14 protein-coding genes are annotated in these 17,231 nt (G+C 45.1%); 10 read left to right on the top strand and 4 right to left on the bottom strand.

Annotation, left to right across the window (positions count from 1 at the left end; translation table 11 throughout):
- Positions 1 to 198: 198 nt before the first annotated feature.
- The 3 genes from RTS09_RS02210 (at position 199) to RTS09_RS02200 (ending at position 3,316) form a co-directional block, all read left to right on the top strand.
- Positions 199 to 1,386 carry a metal ABC transporter solute-binding protein, Zn/Mn family gene (locus tag RTS09_RS02210; protein ID WP_312533881.1) on the top strand — a complete coding sequence of 396 codons (1,188 nt, stop codon included), beginning with the start codon at positions 199 to 201 and terminating at the stop codon, positions 1,384 to 1,386.
- 190 nt (positions 1,387 to 1,576) lie between these two features.
- Positions 1,577 to 2,371: a metal ABC transporter ATP-binding protein gene (locus tag RTS09_RS02205; RefSeq protein ID WP_312533879.1), complete on the top strand. Its 795-nt coding sequence runs from the start codon at positions 1,577 to 1,579 to the stop codon at positions 2,369 to 2,371.
- Positions 2,372 to 2,434: 63 nt separating this feature from the next.
- Positions 2,435 to 3,316 (top strand): metal ABC transporter permease, encoded by an 882-nt coding sequence (locus RTS09_RS02200; RefSeq protein ID WP_312533877.1) that lies wholly within the window; start codon positions 2,435 to 2,437, stop codon positions 3,314 to 3,316.
- Positions 3,317 to 3,385: 69 nt separating this feature from the next.
- Here RTS09_RS02200 and mnmA read toward each other — a convergent pair whose 3' ends face one another.
- The gene (gene mnmA / locus RTS09_RS02195) at positions 3,386 to 4,561 is read right to left on the bottom strand and encodes a tRNA 2-thiouridine(34) synthase MnmA (protein WP_312533874.1); all 1,176 of its coding nucleotides are present in this window, start codon (positions 4,559 to 4,561) and stop codon (positions 3,386 to 3,388) included.
- A gap of 257 nt (positions 4,562 to 4,818) precedes the next feature.
- On the opposite strand from mnmA, the gene RTS09_RS02190 reads away from it, so the two are divergent.
- Positions 4,819 to 5,931 (top strand): metallophosphoesterase, encoded by a 1,113-nt coding sequence (locus RTS09_RS02190; protein ID WP_312533871.1) that lies wholly within the window; start codon positions 4,819 to 4,821, stop codon positions 5,929 to 5,931.
- A 94-nt stretch (positions 5,932 to 6,025) separates the two neighbouring features.
- Here the strand turns inward: RTS09_RS02190 and RTS09_RS02185 are convergent, their stop codons facing one another.
- Positions 6,026 to 6,583, bottom strand: a complete 558-nt coding sequence (locus tag RTS09_RS02185; protein ID WP_312533868.1) for a TetR/AcrR family transcriptional regulator — start codon at positions 6,581 to 6,583, stop codon at positions 6,026 to 6,028.
- Positions 6,584 to 6,878: 295 nt separating this feature from the next.
- On the opposite strand from RTS09_RS02185, the gene RTS09_RS02180 reads away from it, so the two are divergent.
- The 3 genes from RTS09_RS02180 to RTS09_RS02170 all read left to right on the top strand — a co-directional run bounded on the left by RTS09_RS02180 (position 6,879) and on the right by RTS09_RS02170 (position 11,968).
- The gene (locus RTS09_RS02180; RefSeq protein ID WP_312533865.1) at positions 6,879 to 8,180 is read left to right on the top strand and encodes an HlyD family efflux transporter periplasmic adaptor subunit; all 1,302 of its coding nucleotides are present in this window, start codon (positions 6,879 to 6,881) and stop codon (positions 8,178 to 8,180) included.
- Positions 8,181 to 8,188: 8 nt separating this feature from the next.
- Entirely contained in the window at positions 8,189 to 9,766 is a 1,578-nt protein-coding gene (locus RTS09_RS02175) for a DHA2 family efflux MFS transporter permease subunit (RefSeq protein ID WP_312533860.1), read from the top strand.
- A 153-nt stretch (positions 9,767 to 9,919) separates the two neighbouring features.
- Positions 9,920 to 11,968 (top strand): potassium transporter Kup, encoded by a 2,049-nt coding sequence (locus tag RTS09_RS02170; protein ID WP_312533858.1) that lies wholly within the window; start codon positions 9,920 to 9,922, stop codon positions 11,966 to 11,968.
- Between the two features lie 72 nt (positions 11,969 to 12,040).
- On the opposite strand, the gene xseB is transcribed toward RTS09_RS02170, so the two are convergent.
- Together xseB and xseA are read right to left on the bottom strand one after the other, a co-directional pair.
- The gene (xseB, locus tag RTS09_RS02165; RefSeq protein WP_007115343.1) at positions 12,041 to 12,235 is read right to left on the bottom strand and encodes an exodeoxyribonuclease VII small subunit; all 195 of its coding nucleotides are present in this window, start codon (positions 12,233 to 12,235) and stop codon (positions 12,041 to 12,043) included.
- Between the two features lie 23 nt (positions 12,236 to 12,258).
- The gene (gene xseA, locus RTS09_RS02160; protein WP_312533856.1) at positions 12,259 to 13,821 is read right to left on the bottom strand and encodes an exodeoxyribonuclease VII large subunit; all 1,563 of its coding nucleotides are present in this window, start codon (positions 13,819 to 13,821) and stop codon (positions 12,259 to 12,261) included.
- Between the two features lie 254 nt (positions 13,822 to 14,075).
- Here xseA and RTS09_RS02155 point away from each other — a divergent pair, with 254 nt between their 5' ends.
- The 3 genes from RTS09_RS02155 (at position 14,076) to cysW (ending at position 17,220) form a co-directional block, all read left to right on the top strand.
- Positions 14,076 to 15,224: a sulfate ABC transporter substrate-binding protein gene (locus RTS09_RS02155; RefSeq protein WP_409418362.1), complete on the top strand. Its 1,149-nt coding sequence runs from the start codon at positions 14,076 to 14,078 to the stop codon at positions 15,222 to 15,224.
- A 233-nt stretch (positions 15,225 to 15,457) separates the two neighbouring features.
- Positions 15,458 to 16,369 (top strand): sulfate ABC transporter permease subunit CysT, encoded by a 912-nt coding sequence (cysT, locus tag RTS09_RS02150; RefSeq protein WP_198510400.1) that lies wholly within the window; start codon positions 15,458 to 15,460, stop codon positions 16,367 to 16,369.
- Complete coding sequence (gene cysW / locus RTS09_RS02145) at positions 16,366 to 17,220, top strand: sulfate ABC transporter permease subunit CysW (protein WP_050325393.1); 855 nt, start codon at positions 16,366 to 16,368, stop codon at positions 17,218 to 17,220. The genes cysT and cysW overlap by 4 nt, the downstream gene beginning before the upstream one ends.
- The last annotated feature ends 11 nt before the right edge of the window (positions 17,221 to 17,231 follow it).

Below are 17,231 nucleotides of genomic sequence, written 5' to 3'. Positions count from 1 at the left end.
AGTTGCCTTATATCCACCGCCTGAAGTCGGTGGTTTTACGGCAACAGAGGATAAAAAGGTCAGCGCAAATAGTTGAATTTAAAGGTGCGATAGATGAAATCCAAGCCAGCATAAATTATTGAGCTACCTTGAGAACACTATTAAAATGTTATAATATAACATTTTTAATATTTTCAATACCTGATTTGGCGACCCAGCATGATAAACGCATTGATTAACAAATATGCTTTTTTTAGCCGACCTTTTTTGCTACTAAGGCTACTAAAAACCCCCACGATTGCAGGGGTAACATTGACGCTGAGCCTATTGGGGGGATTAACAGGCTGCCAAAAGCAAACTGACAATCAATCCACTTCAAATCAATCAGCCTCAAATCAATCCCCATCAAATAGCTCAGCTACAACAGTCTCATCAAACACCGTTATTGATAGCCAATTACCCACCGTGTATGCTACCACCAATGTGTGGGGTTCGGTGGCTAAAGCGGTCGGGGGGGATAAAGTCAATGTGATTGTGGGGGTCGATGATTTATCACAAGATCCGCATGATTATCAAGCCACAGCGACCGACAAGCTTAATATTACTAAGTCCGCTGTCATGCTGGTCAACGGTGGCGGGTATGATGATTGGGGTATGAGCTTAGCTCAGTCGGTAAGTCATAAACCTGTGCTGATTAATGCCGTAGCACTTTCAGGGCTGTCGCCTAACACGGACAATGCGGCAGATGAGCCTGCCAGTGAACAACACCAACACGACACCCAACACGAAATAAAAACCGCTGATCCGCAGCCATCTGATCATCCTCACGTGCTCAGTGAGGGGCCCAGTGAAGTGCACAGCGAAGTACATAGTCACTCGCACGGTGACTTCAATGAGCATGTGTTTTTCTCCCTCGATACAGCAAAAAAAGTGGCTGAAGCGGTCAACAAGCAATTGGCTGCAACATCGCCTGCCAATCAAGCAATTTATGCGAAAAATACCCAGCAATTCATCCAGCAAATTGATGCGCTTAAAGTCAAAGCCCAACAAATCGGACAGCGAAAAGCCATCACTGCCTTTGCTACTGAGCCCGTCATCGGGTATTTGCTAGCCGATATGGGCATCAAGGATGTGACGCCAAAAGCCTATGCTGTGCAATCAGAGACGGATGCGGGGGTATCGGTCAAAGTGCTCAACGACAGTAAAAGCCTGCTGAGCAATAAACAAGTGGGTTTGTTGGTGGTCAATGCCCAGACCGAAGATGCCACCTCAAAGCAACTAATCACATTGGCTAAGGCATCAGCAGTCCCAGTTGTGGCGGTCTATGAAACCTTCCCCGATGGCGTGACAAGCTACACACAATTTATTGAAAAAACTCTGGATGATTTTGCGGCAGCGACGCGCTAATTTTAACTAGCCTAAAAATTTTAGATTACCCATTAACGCATTTGGGGAAAAATTTGCGTTAATGGGTATAGTGTTGGCGGGTTATCGCTTATAATGCTTAATTTTTAGCCCAGATTTTTTGCAATGTGATATTGCCAATCAACCATCCTTGCCTTTAGGATCTTGTCGTTAGGATGAAGAAGTAGCCACCATGCCTATGTCAACCACCAAAATAGCCAATAGCGAGCGGCAGTTTGCGCAGGCCATTCATTGCCAATCGTTTGTCAAACTGCCCCATTCACAGCAAGTCGTTTTGCAAGTCAAAGATGGCAGTATGCACTTTGGACAACGTCTGCTATGGCAGGATGTCAATTTTTCGATTTTATCGGGTGAATTTGTGGTACTGCTCGGCGCCAACGGTACAGGAAAGACGACACTGTTGCGAAGTTTACTCAAACTTGTGCCACTATCCAGTGGTTCAATCACGCTTGGCAAAGATATTCGAGTGGGCTATGTGCCACAGATCAAAGACTTTGCGCCAAAACTACCGATTCGGGGTAGGGACTTGGTGCAGCTAGGGCTGGATGGGGAAAATTATTTGTTTGGTCTATTTAGCCCGAAAAAAACCTTGGGCGGTTTTTGGCAGACAGCAAAACAAAAAAAATACTTGGTGGATAAAGCCATTGCGGAAGTCGGCGGTGAGTCATTTTGTGATGCGCCGCTTACCATGCTCTCGGGTGGTGAGCAGCAGCGCATGCGTATCGCCCAAGCCTTGGTCGCTGAGCCTGATGTTTTGTTGATGGATGAGCCGCTGCTGAGTCTTGATGTGGCAAGTCAGTATGTGGTCAGTGATATTTTAGCCCATCGCAAACAGGCGCATCATACCGCGATTTTGATGATTAGCCATGAACTCGAACCGATTATACCTTTGGTAGATAAAGTGCTGCACCTTGAAAATGCGACTGCCAACCTCGGTGGTATCGACTTAATCAATCGATTTCGCTAATTTATTTGCTTCAATCAAACACAAGCCATCACATTCGATGGTTTTTTAACTTTTGGAATTTACATGCTGCTCACGACTTGGCTACATACCATCATCAATTTTGATAACTTTGCTGAGCTGTTGCCCTTGGTGTCGACATCCATCGTGGCCGCGGTATTGTTGGGTGTGATGGCGGGATTCATCGGACCGATGGTTCAGGCACGGGACATGGCGTTTGCCGTGCATGGGACAGCAGAGCTGTCGTTTGCAGGGGCGGCGTGTGCCTTATGGTTAGGGTCTTCAGTGACGCTAGGTGCCGTCATTGGGGCGGTGACGGCTGGCATGGTGCTAGGGGTCATGGGGATTGATGGCAAAAACCGCAACTCAGTGGTGGGTATTTTGTTGCCATTCGGGCTTGGGCTGGGGGTGTTGTTTTTATCCTTGTATCAAGGGCGCTCCTCCAATAAATTTGGCTTATTAACCGGGCAAATTGTTGCAATCACGCCCGCTGAATTGCAGTCGATGTTAGTGGTTGCGGTGATTGTGCTGTCAATCATCGCCATATTTGGTCAGCGCATGTTATTTGCCGCAGTTGACCCGCAAGTTGCCCAAGCGCAGCATCTGAATTTAACATTTTTATCTTTGCTGTTTATGTTTGCGCTGAGTCTTGTGGTGGCGGTAAGTGTGCAGTTTGTCGGTGCCTTGCTGCTATTATCGTTACTCATCACGCCTGCGGCGGCGGCGAGTCAAGTGACGGCTAGACCTATCTATGTCTATTTGTTGTCCATGCTGTTTGCCATCATCGCTGGGGTCGGCGGGATATTACTATCGTTAGGACCTGGACTGCCGATTTCACCTTATATTACCACCATTTCGTTTGTGATTTATTTAAGCTGCTGGGGAATTGGCTACCTACGAAAAAAAGCAGGGTGGAATAAACGCTTAGCCGCAAAAAACTTTTCTTAATCAACAGGGTATAAAAAAAGCGCAAATGGTATCAATTTGCGCTGTTTGTATCTTGATGGGTATTAAACTTTAAACTTCAGCTAGGCTAGTAGGAGCATCAATGGTCTGAATCACGCCACCACCTAGACAAATATCACCGTCATAAAACACACAAGACTGACCCGGTGTCACCGCGCGCTGTGGCTCGTCAAACACCACTTTTATGGTGTCACCCGTTTCATCAAGGGCAAAAACTGTACAGGCTTGATCGGGCTGACGATAGCGCGTTTTGGCGGTACAGCGATAACCTTGGGCAGTAAACAGTTGGATGGGTGCATCAACCACCCAGTCAAGCTTATAAGCAGTCAATTCAGTGGATTGTAACATCGGATGGTCATGCCCTTGACCGACAATCAGGCGATTATTATCCAAGTCTTTGTGCAACACAAACCAAGGCGCCTCATCTCTATCTTTGACCCCACCAATACCAATACCGCCACGTTGACCAAGTGTGTAATACATTAAGCCATCATGGGTACCGATTTTTTTGCCATCATCGGTATAGATATCGCCTTTTTGAGCGGGCAAATACTGCTGTAAAAAGTCTTTAAAGCGTCGCTCGCCGATAAAGCAAATACCGGTAGAGTCTTTTTTCTTCGCAGTTGCTAAATCGTATTGCTCGGCAATACGGCGTACTTCAGGTTTTTCTAACTCACCCACAGGGAACAGGGTTTTGGCGATTTTATCGCCTGCCACCGCATGCAGAAAATAGCTTTGGTCTTTATTGTTATCAAGTCCGCGCAGTAGTGGCGATTTGCCATTTTCATCGCTAAAACCGCGGCGTGCATAGTGACCGGTGGCAATGTAATCCGCGCCCAAGGTTAACGCATAATCCAAAAACGCTTTAAACTTGACTTCTTTGTTGCATAAAATATCAGGGTTTGGGGTGCGACCTGCGCTATATTCCGCCAAAAAATGCTCAAATACGTGATCCCAATATTCCATGGCAAAGTTGGCGGTATGCAGTTTAATACCGATTTTATCGGCGACCGCTTGCGCGTCGGCAAGGTCAGTCATGGCGGTACAATATTCGGTACCGTCATCTTCTTCCCAGTTTTTCATAAACAAGCCTTCAACGTCAAAGCCCGCTTGTTTGAGCAAAACGGCGGTGACAGAAGAATCAACGCCCCCCGACATCCCCACAATGACGCGGGTTTTGGCAGGGCTCGCAATATCAGATAAATTAACAGCAGTTGAATAAGTCATAATTTTTAGAAGTGCCAAAAGGGTTATTATAGCAAATTTATTGCTTGTTAAAAATCAATAAACCTGCCACAATACCATTATCGGATGAGCCGATATCGAAAAAACCCAACTTATTCTCGTAAGTTGGGTTTTTTAATGGGCAAATTATATTAATTGATTTTTTCAAATTCACTGATTGGCTTTAATAGATAAAGCGACATTGTAAATTCACAAACATTCTTTATATAACCTTTACTTATCAAAAATTTGGGGCTGGTATGCGTTGGATATTTCTGACCGTCATTGTATTGTTGTTTGAATTGTTTACTTATGGCGCGGGGCGGGGGCTGCAGTGGTGGGCAGGGTCTTGGTTATCCGATCGGTCTTCTCGCTATTTGATGATTAGTCTATTTGTGATGAGTAATGCGTTATTGGTATTTGGCATCGCACGATTGACGAGCTTTGGGCTTAAGCTGTCTATGACTTGGCTGACTATTTTGTGGTTTGTCATCATGTCAATGGTGGCGGTGGGCATTATCAATCTGGTGTTGATGAAAGTTGCCCCGCAATTTTTTAATTCCGTGAGTTATCAAACTTACGGGGAACGCATTTTATTGCCGGTCGTGTTTTTTGGCATGGTGTTGATGGGTATTTATAATGCTTATACACCCACCATTCGTCATATCAGCTTGACTGCCAACCAGCCGCTTGCCAAACCGATTCGTATTGGGATGGTTTCAGACTTGCATTTGGGTCTAATGGTCGGTGAGCGGCAAATTAACCGATTAACCGAGATGGTAAAAGCACAGAACGTGCAACTGCTGCTGATGCCTGGCGATATCATGGATGATAATGTTGACTACTATACCTCGCAAAATATGCAGCCAGCACTGCAGCAACTAGCAAATGCAGGGCCAATGGGCGCGTATGCCACGCTAGGCAATCATGATATGTATGGGCATGAAGGCGAGATTCGTGATGCGATCCAAAAAGCCAATATTACCTTATTGGCAGATGAGAACGTGTTGGTTGATAACCAGCTTTGGTTGGTAGGGCGACTGGATAATCATGCCAGTTATCGTAAAGCGACCAAGGACTTAATGCCGTCAAATACCGATAAGCCGATTATTTTACTTGACCATGAGCCCAATGAGATTGAAAAAAACGTACAATTACCGATTGATCTACAAGTGTCTGGACATACCCATAATGGGCAAATATTTCCTGCCAATTTCATTGTCAAATTCTTAAATCGTTTGGGTTACGGCTATGAGCGTATCAACAATACCGATGTGATTGTAAGCTCCGGTTATGGTTTTTGGGGTGTGCCGTTTCGGCTGGGCTCGCAAGCGGAACTTTGGGTGATTGATTTAGTCGGTAAAAAATCCTAAATTGGACTTTAGCGCGCTTTAACTAGACTCTAATGATGACATTGAGGTTATGGCAGATTATGGCACAGTAATCAGAGATTATTGCGATGAGAGATTACTGTATAGACACTGTCTGCATCATCAGTTGTATATTGCTACGAATATCCTCGAGTGGCATTTGGTGGTCTTGCTGCAGGCAGTAACTTAAATTGTTTAATATAATGCCTGCATACGTATGCCCTTGAAAATCCAAGTCGCCTGGGCGTTCGTGGCGCTTGGCGTGCTCAATATAATTTTGTTTGATTAACGCATACATGTCATCATATAAATGAATATTGGGGGTTTTGATTTGCCAAAAAGCCAGTATGCGTTGTTTTTGCGTGTGAATAAACGCCCAAAATTGTTCCAAACACATCAGTAAATTTTCTTGACTGGCGACACTAAAGCGTTCAGTTAAAAACTTCTCATACACTTGGCGAAAATTACTTACCATTTTCTCTGCCAGCGCCTCTTTACTGGCGTAATGACGATAAAAGGTTGAGCGATTAATCGCTGCAGTATCTAAAATATCTTGGACCGTGATGGCGCGGTAAGGTTTCTGCTGCAGTAATGCGAGGAAAGCTTGCTCGATATGTTGTTCAGTCTTAATGACCCGTAAATCATTTTCGTTCATCGCTTTTTGGTATCCTTACGCTCTTTATCATACGCTTTATGTCTTAGCCTTTAAATTTTAGCAATCGCACGAATTGCGCAAAATTTTTACAATAAACAACATTATCTACCTAACTGTATTCTTATGCAACATTTATGTTTTATTTGATGCTTGATGGCTGTTTAGGATAGTTTTATATTGCCACCCATTAAGCATATTAAATTACATAATCGAGCTATTTTCTAGCATAAATCCGTCTGCTAGCCGTCGGATTTTTTAGATTTTGCCACTCAAGTTTAGCGATAAGGACGAAAAAATGGCTGAAACCATGCCGACTGGGGTTGATGATAGCCCCGAACCAGTACCGACACTAGAACCTACGCATAACACAACCCAACGCCCCGCCAAATCCAAACGTAAAAAAAACCTATTGTTATTTACCTTGATTGTTTTAGCGATTGCTGCGGTGACGTTATGGTTATACGTTAACCAATGGCGCTATCAAGTCAGTACCGAAGACGCCTATGTGAGCGGCAACCAAGTACAAATCAACGCGCAAATATCGGGGACGGTGACAGCAATTGGGGTCAATGACACAGATATGGTCAAAGCTGGGCAAACCTTGGTAGCATTAGACCAAGCGGATAATGGCTTAGCCCTTGAAACCGCCAAAGCACAATTGCGCACAGCAATCAGACAGTATAAAACCCAAACCGCAACCATCCAACAAGCTGATGTCAATATCTCGCAAGCACAAACTGCGATGAATGAAGTGCAATCACAAATTGAATCTGCCAAGATTGCGCTGCTTGCCGCACAATCTGACTATCAACGCCGCGCCGCTTTGATGGCAAGTCAAGCAGTATCGCAAGAAGAAGTCCAGCATGCTGCCGACACTGTCAAAAAAGCCCAAGCCCAGCTCAATGCGGCAGTTGCCAAGCAAGCCACCGCTCGCTCTGCCGTTGTGACTGCCGAAGCGCAGCGCAATGTGACAATCGCCAATTTAGGTAAAAATGATGTGCTATCACAACCTGCGGTACAAACCGCGATAGCAAATATCCAAACCGCTTGGCTCAATCTCAACCGTACCCAGATTGTAGCACCCATCGATGGGCAAATTGCCAAACGCGGTGTGCAATTAGGTCAAAAAATCAGCGCAGGCACGCCTTTGATGGTGATTGTGCCGTTACATGATTTGTGGGTTGATGCCAATTTTAAAGAAAGCCAAATTAAAGACATTCACCTAGGTCAAGCGGTGAATTTAACATCAGATATCTATGGTAAAGAGGTTGTTTATCATGGCAAAGTGATTGGCTTATCAGCAGGAACAGGCAGTGCGTTCTCGGTTTTGCCTGCCCAAAACGCCACCGGTAACTGGATTAAAGTCACCCAGCGTCTACCTGTACGAATTGCACTCGATAGCAAAGAATTACAACAGCATCCGCTACGCGTGGGGCTAAGTATGCATGCCGAGCTTGATAGCCGAGACCAACAAGGCAAACCGCAGGTGGCTACCGCGACCGCTAGCAACAAACCTGTTGCGCAGCTGCAGCCGCAAGTCGATATGTCAGGCGCGACCAAAATTATCCAACAAATTATCCAGCAAAACCAATCGTGAGGTGAAAAATGGCGGAAGCAATTTCACCCACTATGGATGCCGAGCAGCCAGCGGCTGATAGCCGAGCCCGTAGTCAGCTAAATCAACCCCCGCCTTTATCAGGGATGCCGCTTGCGATTGTGACTTTTGCCCTATCGATGGCGGTGTTTATGATGGTGCTTGATTCGACCATTGCCAATGTGGCATTGCCGACCATTGCAGGGGATTTGGGTGCGGCGACCTCGCAAGGTACATGGGTGATTACCATGTTTGCCGTGTCCAACGCGATATCTATTCCCCTCACAGGGTGGTTGGCTCGTCAGTATGGCTCGGTCAAAGTGTTTTTGGTGTCGGCAAGTTTATTTGTATTTTGTTCATGGCTATGCGGGGTGTCCCATAGTTTGACGATGCTGATTATTGCCAGGGTGGCGCAAGGTGCAGTAGCAGGTCCGATGATTCCACTGGCACAAAGCCTATTATTACAGTCTTTTGCGCTTGAAAAACGGGCAATGGCGCTTGGATTATTTGCTATGGTGGTCGTCACCGCGCCGATATTAGGTCCGATTTTGGGCGGTTATATCTGCGACAATTATCACTGGGGCTGGATATTTTTTATCAATATTCCGATTGGCATTGTCGCCATCATTTTGGCATGGCAACAACTTAAAGACCGCGAAACGCCTGTCATCAAGACCGATATTGATAAAGTAGGCCTTGTTTTGATGATTGTTGGGGTGGGTGCACTGCAGTTTTTCTTGGATCGTGGGCGTGAGCTCGATTGGTTTGCTTCCCCTGAAATCATTGCTTTAGCCGTCATTAGCGTTTTATGTTTGAGTTATTTGATAATTTGGGAGCGCGGTGAGGAACATCCGATTATTGATTTGTCGATTTTTCAAGACCGCAATTTTACCATTGGCACATTGGTGATTAGCTTGGCATTTTTGCTATATATGGGCGCCATTGTGCTATTGCCCGTCATGCTGCAGCAGACCATGGGCTATACCGCGGTTTGGGCAGGGTTGGCAGCCGCACCGATTGGTATTTTCCCGGTGTTGTTGACGCCCTTAATCGGTAAATACGCGCGAAACATTGATATGCGCATCTTGGTGACGTTAAGTTTTTTAATCTATTGTGCGACCTTTGTATGGCGAAGTGATTTTAATCCGCAGATGACGTTTTGGGATGTGTTTTGGCCGCAGTTTATCCAAGGACTGGGTACTGCCATGTTTTTTATGCCCTTAACTACCATTGCACTCTCCAACATTTCGCATGATAAAATGGCGGCAGCGACAGGGATTTTCACCTTTGTGAGAACCTTGGCGGGCGGGATTGGCGCTTCAATGGTGATGACTGTTTGGGAAAGACGCAGCAATTATGCGCATACTTATTTGACCGAAAGTATCACCCAAAATTCCAATTTTGATGCGTGGTCAAAAAGCCTGCAAGCGTCTGGTATGAGTTATGAACAAACGCTGGCGCTCATCAACCAAAATATTAACCAACAGGCGCTGATTATTGGCTCGAATGAGGTTTTTTATGTGTTTGGCTTGGTGTTCTTATTATTGATTGGTATGATTTGGCTTGCCAAACCGCCATTTCACCATTAAAAATAAGGGGTTAGGTTGCTTCTTTCAAATTGACGCTGATAAAATGTTACTATCGTCAAGTACATAGATAACTTTGGTTACAAAATATAATTTAACCGCAATTTTATAATTCGACTTATAATAATCCATCTTATCAAATTGCGTCGTTAATTTATGAGTAAAGCACATGCTAAAACCTCGGTTCCTGCATTGACATTAGGGGCAATCGGGGTCGTTTATGGCGATATCGGTACCAGTGTACTGTATTCAGTAAAAGAAGTTTTTAATTCTGGTCATGTCGCCTTTAACGTTGCCAATATCTATGGGGTGCTGTCGTTATTTGTGTGGACTATCACCATTATCGTCAGTCTTAAGTACATCTCGTTGGTGCTACGCGCCGACAATAAAGGGGAAGGCGGTCTGATTGCGATGCTCGCTTTGGCATCAAGCGCGGTGAAACATCGCCCAAAATTGCACGCAATCATCATGACCATGGGGATATTTGGTACTTGCTTGTTTTATGGTGATGGGGTGATTACCCCATCCATCTCGGTGCTATCGGCAGTAGAGGGTTTGACGGTGGTATCGCCACGGCTGCATAGTGTGGTAATTCCTGCCACGCTGACCATTTTGTTCATACTGTTTTTTGTGCAAAAATTTGGTACCAAAGGTATTGGTAAGCTGTTTGGACCTGTGATGGTGCTATGGTTTTTGTTGATTGCTGGTATTGGGGTTTATCATATCCAGCACAATGTCGAAATCTTGCAAGCCATCAATCCCATCTATGCTTATCAGTTTGTGATCACCAATCCGACACTCGCCTTTATCATCTTGGGGGCAGTTGTGTTGTGTGTGACAGGCGGTGAAGCCTTGTATGCCGATATGGGGCATTTTGGCAAAAAACCGATTCGTATCGCCTGGTTTTCCATTGTCATGCCTGCCTTGCTGCTCAATTATTTTGGTCAAGGCGCATTTTTACTCGCCAATCCTGATGGCAAATCCAATCCCTTCTTTTTGATGATTCCAGATGCCATGCGTATCCCGATGGTGGTGATGGCAACTTTAGCGACGGTGATTGCATCACAAGCGCTGATTTCTGGAGCGTTTAGTATCACAAAACAAGCGGTGCAACTGGGCTTTTTACCGCGTATGCGTATTGTGTATACCAATGTCAAAGAAGTGGGTCAGGTGTATATTCCAGCGATTAACTGGGGCTTATTTATCGCCATTGCGTTTGCTGTGGTGATGTTCAAATCATCGGGTGCGTTAGCGGCCGCTTATGGTATTGCGGTTTGTACGGATATGCTGATTACCACGATATTGACCTTCTTTGTGATTCGCTATGCGTGGAAATACCCATTGCTACTGTGTATTGCCGCGACCTCATTGTTCTTTGTAGTGGATTTCTTGTTTTGGGCGTCAAATCTGCTCAAATTGTTCAAAGGCGGCTGGTTCCCATTGTTGTTAGGGGGCGTCATGTTTGTGCTCATGATGACTTGGCGAGATGGGCGTAACTTGGTGAGAATTGCCCATACCACAAGACAAATTAACTTAAAAAATTTCTTGGATGACTTGTTTGGTAGTTTTACCAATAAACGCTTACAAATAGCTTTGGAGTCGACGCAAGGCAAATTAGAAAAGCTGGCCCAAGATATTGAAAACGCGCCACTTGAGAATATCCAAGAGCTGCAAAATCAGCAAGCGGTACTGCAAGAGAAAATCTTAATCAACCAGCGCTGCCAAGTGCTGTTTGAAAATATCAAAAAAATCAAAGGCATTGCTGTATTTATGGTCTCTGAAGTCGATATCGTACCCGTGGCGTTGAAACAAAACTTAAAGCACAATAAATGCTTGCATGAGTACAATATCTTTGTCACTGTGAATACCTTAGAAACCCCTTGGGTGGGTCTTAGCAAACGTAGTGAAGTGACCTATTTGGGACACAATTGCTGGAAGGTGGTGCTCAATTTTGGCTTTAAAAATGACCCTGATGTGCCAGACTCACTCAAACACATTCAGCAATTTAACTTTGATTTCGATCCTGCCAAGGTCAGTTATTTCTTATCCCATGAAGCAGTGGTGGCATCTGAGAGTATTAAAGGTATGGCGTTATGGCGTGAAAAATTGTTTGCGCATATGCACCGTAATGCCGGCACCGCGGCTGAATTTCTAAAACTTCCTAGCAACAATGTGGTAGAAATGGGTGCCAAAGTAGAAATTTAAATGCCCAACATAAAAAAGCCATTATCCTTCGATAGTGGCTTTTTTTATTCTGCTTTTATGCTTGATTGAAACTTAGTCTGTTTCAAACGCTTGATTAAGCGAGGCTTCGACGGCATCAATCCGCGCTTGGCATACTTTATAGGCGTCAATGGACTGCGCTACAATGGTCATCAGCGCGTCGATGTTGGGTTCTTGGCTATTTTGCAAGCGCTGTGCATTTGTTTTTAACACCTCATAGGCGCTTTTAAAATCAGTTGGCTCGGTCATGGTTATTCCTGTTGATTGATAAGTCAGTTTTTTGATTGTTTGGCAGTGACGGTGGCTTGTAGATAGCCATCTTGTAGTTCAATGGTTATGGTTGAATTGGGTTCAGCTTGGGCAATCGAAGTCATCACCGTATTCGATACGAGGTCATTTGATGTTGAATCATGTGAGGCTAAGTCCTTTGAGGCAGGATGGGAGGTTCTGATAATCGCATAGCCACGGGTCAATACGGTCGACGGATGCTGTAACAATGTCATCTCACGCAGTTGGTTGGTGGATTGGCGAGCGGTGGTGATTTGCTGATAGGCAAGTTGGCGAATCTGTACAAATTGGTTGTCTATGGCAAGTTTAGCGGCAGATAATTGTCGCTGCGCTGCCGATTGTATCTTGGTAAGTTGTTGTTCGCTATCACGGCGTGCCTGCAAGATGCTGGATTTAGCAATTTGCTCGATGGTCAAAAAATGTTGTTTGGCACCTTGGGTAATAGTGAGCAGATGATTGCGAATGCCTGCGATAACCTTGGATGGGGTATCAAAACTTTGATGTGCCACTTCATCTAGCATGACGCGGTCGCGCTCATGACCAATGCCGACCCATACCGGTATCGGCTGCTCCGCCACCAGCGCGGCAAGTTCGTAATCATTGAGATAGGCCAAATCGCCCACCGCGCCACCACCCCGGATAATCACTATCAAATCTGCGGCAATATGCTGCTTGCTCAGATTTTTCATGCCTTTAATGATGGCTTGGCGGATGTCTTCAGGGGCGTGATTGCCTTGAAAAGTGGCGTGCTCATAATGAAAAATACAAGCCCCTGTGCTGGCGAGCCTATCGGCATCCGCGCGAAAATCGCCTAACCCTGCCGCTTTTTCAGGCGCGATGACGAGCACATGCTCAATATCAAACGGCATGGGGAGCGATTGATTGAGATCGAGCAGCCCTTCTTCATGCAGTCTGGTTAAAATCATTTGGTATTGCTTTGCCAAATCGCCCAGTGTGTAAGTGGGGTCGATATCGACGATGTTTAGCGAAAAGCCATATTGGGCATGGAACGTGGCTGATACTTTGAGCAATACATTCAAGCCTCGCTCAAGGCTCATGCCAGTGTTTTTTTCAAACTTTGACAGTACTTTGGCTGCTTGACCGCGCCATAGCGTGCCGCGGCAGCTGGCGGTGACTTTGCCCTCCATATCTTTATCCGCCAATTCAAAATAATAGTGACCGCCTTTGGCTGACAGACTACGGATTTCAGCTTTCACCCAAACGGTATGGGCAAACGTTTCACTAATCACCAACTGCACAGCGGATAGATAATCGCTCAGTGACAATACAGTATCGCTTAACGCCTGTTGTAGTTGGCTATCGCGATCTTGAATGGCTAATTGTTCGCTAAAGTCATAATCGTTTAAGTTATCAACGCTTAAGTTATCAACACTGCCACGCTTTGCAGTTGCTTTATTATTAGGCTCACCATCGACAAGCAGCGCCAAGAATACGTCATCAGCCTGATTTGATGGGATGGTTTGCAAATCCAGTCGTGCGAGCTGATCTTCAATTGATTTGATAACGGTTTTGGAAGCTTTTGCCATGGAGAATTCTTGTTAACTAAAAATAAAATTGTAGGGGAAAATGATAACGCTGACAACGTGACATTTGTGATTCAGGTGTGATTCAGCCTGTTAAGCTGTTAATTTTAAATATTACATTATATTTTATGATGTAATATTCAGAAGTGGAATATGAATAAAGAATAATATTGTTTTTTTTGTCGACGCTTTTTTTGTAAAATAGTATGAATTTAACATTATATATTGATTTTTATACATTGAGATGAGGGGTGACCATGATGACTGTTAATTTTCAAAAAAAAACTAAGGTTCAACACAAAACCGTAGCCGTGCTATCAAGTCTAGCGTTATTAGGCGTGAGTCTAGCGGGCTGTTCACGTGCGCCCACCCAGCAAGACCAACAAGCCGCTTCAGGTCAAGCCGCCACGCAATCAAATACAGACGCGAGCGATAAAGGCGGTATTAAACTCCTCAATGTCTCCTATGACGTTGCGCGTGACTTTTATAAAAGCTACAATCCCCTGTTTATCAAAGACTACGAAGCCAAAAATAGCGGCAAAACCATCGATATCCAGCAATCGCATGGCGGCTCTAGCAAACAAGCGCTCGCAGTTGCCAACGGTCTGCAAGCGGACGTAGTGAGTATGAACCAAGGCTCAGATGTAGAGCTGTTGGTGAAAAAAGGCTTGGTGGCGCAAGATTGGCAAAGCCAATTCCCAAACAAAGCAGTACCCTATACCAGTGCCATCGTGTTTTTGGTGCGTAAAGACAACCCAAAACAAATCAAAGACTGGTCTGATTTGGCAAAACCAGGCGTACAAATCGTACTTGCCAACCCAAAAACCACGGGTAATGGGCGTTATGCCTTCTTAGGCGCGTATGGCTACGGCTTACATAGTTTTAATAAAGATGAAAGTAAAACCAAAAGCTTTGTCAAAGCGTTGCTCAAAAACGTACCAGTGTATGAAAATGGTGGGCGTGCGGCAACGACCACGTTCTTACAACGTCAAATTGGCGATGTGTTAGTCACCTTTGAAAACGAAGCCAACCTAGCGGTCAAACAGTTTGGTAAAGGCGATGTGCAAATTGTCTATCCAAGCTACACCATATCAGCAGAAAACCCCGTGGCGATTGTCAAATCAGTGACCGATAAAAAAGGCACCAACGACGCAGCGAAAGCGTATCTTGATTATTTATGGAGCGAGCCTGCCCAGCAATTGGCGGCAGATTTATACCTGCGCCCAAGCGACGCGGCGGTACTGGCTAAAAATCAAGATAAATTACCCCCGCTTACCACCTTTAGTCCCAATGCCGAATTTGGTAGCTGGACGGATATCATGACCAAATACTTCAAAGATGGTGGTGTTTTTGATCAGCTAGCCAGCCCAACGAGTACCATAGCATCGGCACCTGCGGCAAAATAGTTCGCTGTTTTTACCTCACAAAACCAGAGTTCGGCTCTGGTTTTTTATTCTAGCTAAGAATATTTAAAGCGCATAAATATAGTTTGGAAAATTGAAGTGAGATGGTACTATAGCCGTGCTTAAGATTTTGGATACAGAGCTTTTTGTATCTTTATTTTTGAATTTTTATTTTTGTATGTTTATTAGTTTAAATTCTGACGTTGCCTACCGATTATTAGTAAAGGAAGCCCTGCATGGCAAGCATCAATGCTAACCATCAAGCCGATTTAACATCAAACAATCAGCCTAAAACACCCAATTCACCCTTAAAACGCAATAAAAAGCGCCATATCATGCCGTTTTTTAATTTGAGTTTGGGCATCAGTGTGTTGGCGTTGTCGATTATTGTGCTATTGCCATTTGTGGCAATGGTAATGACGGCCGCCGATATTGGCGTGGCAGGATTTATCAAAACCATTGCCGAACCGCGCGTCAAGGCAGCGATTGAACTGTCGCTAAAAATGTCATTACTAGCGACATTGACCAATTTGGTGTTTGGTACGCTGATTGCATGGGTATTGGTGCGCTATGAGTTTTGGGGAAAGTCGATTTTAAATGCACTGGTCGATTTGCCCTTTGCTTTGCCAACGGCGGTAATGGGGATTTCGCTAGCAACCTTATATGCACCCAATGGTTTAATCGGGCAGTTTTTTGCGCCATTTGGCATTAAAATTGCTTTTACCCCCATTGGTATTTGGTTGGCGTTGATTGTGGTGAGTTTGCCGTTTATTGTGCGTGCGGTGCAACCTGTGCTAGCTGAGCTGTCGCCAGAATATGAAGAGGCGGCATCGGTGCTGGGCGCTGGTAGATTGACAACTTTTAGACGGGTCATATTACCAGAATTGTATCCTGCGTTGCTAATGGGCTCAGGCATGATGTTTGCGCGGGCGACGGGGGAGTATGGTTCGGTGATTTTTATTGCGGGTAATTTGCCGATGAAATCTGAGATTTTACCGTTAATCATTATTGGTAAGCTTGAAAGCTTTGATGTACAAGGGGCTGCTGCGGTTGCTTTGTTTATGTTGATGATTTCGTTTGTGATTTTATTCGCCATTAATGCCTTGCAGTGGCTATTAACCAAACGTATGGGCGGGGCAAGTGTATGATAGATAGCAGCCAATATCCTTACCAAACCCAAGCCGCAACCCGTGAGCCAACATGGCTACGTTATACCTTAATTGGTATTGCGGTGGCGTTTATGACGCTGATGCTAGTGATTCCGCTGATATCGGTGTTTTACGAAGCCTTAAAATCTGGCTGGCAGTTGTATGTGGCTGCCTTGACCGATCACGAGGCGTTATCGGCTATCAAGCTTACCTTGATTACGGCGCTGATTGTGGTACCGATTAATACGGTGATTGGGATTGCATTAGCCTGGCTATTGACCCGATTTGATTTTAAAGGTAAGCAATTTCTCACCACGCTGCTAGATTTGCCATTTTCGGTGTCGCCGGTGGTCGCAGGCTTGATGTTTGTAGCGCTACTGGGCGCCAATACTTGGCTTGGCGGCTGGCTAGAATACTTTGGTTTTCAAGTGATTTTTGCCATTCCCGGTATCGTACTTGCCACCATGTTTGTGACTTTTCCATTCGTGGCGCGTGAAGTGATTCCGCTGATGCAGTCGCAGGGCAGCAGTGAAGAGCAAGCGGCATTAACACTCGGCGCGTCAGGCTGGCAAATGTTTTGGCGGGTGACGCTGCCCAATATCAAATGGGCATTGCTATACGGTATTATTTTGACCAATGCCCGGGCGATGGGTGAGTTTGGCGCGGTGAGTGTGGTCTCAGGTCATATTCGCGGTGAAACCAATACCATGCCGCTATTGGTTGAGATTGCCTACAATGAATACAACATGACGGCGGCGTTTGCGTTGTCGAGTTTGTTGGCGTTGTTGGCACTCGTTACCTTAATCGTGCAGCAGGCGTTGACTAAACGTCAGTCTGCCAATGATGAATAACATTGATGCAA

Source organism: Moraxella sp. CTOTU47618 (assembly GCF_032017425.1).
Lineage (GTDB): Bacteria > Pseudomonadota > Gammaproteobacteria > Pseudomonadales > Moraxellaceae > Faucicola > Faucicola tetraodonis.
This window is presented reverse-complemented; position numbering and strand designations above follow the sequence as displayed.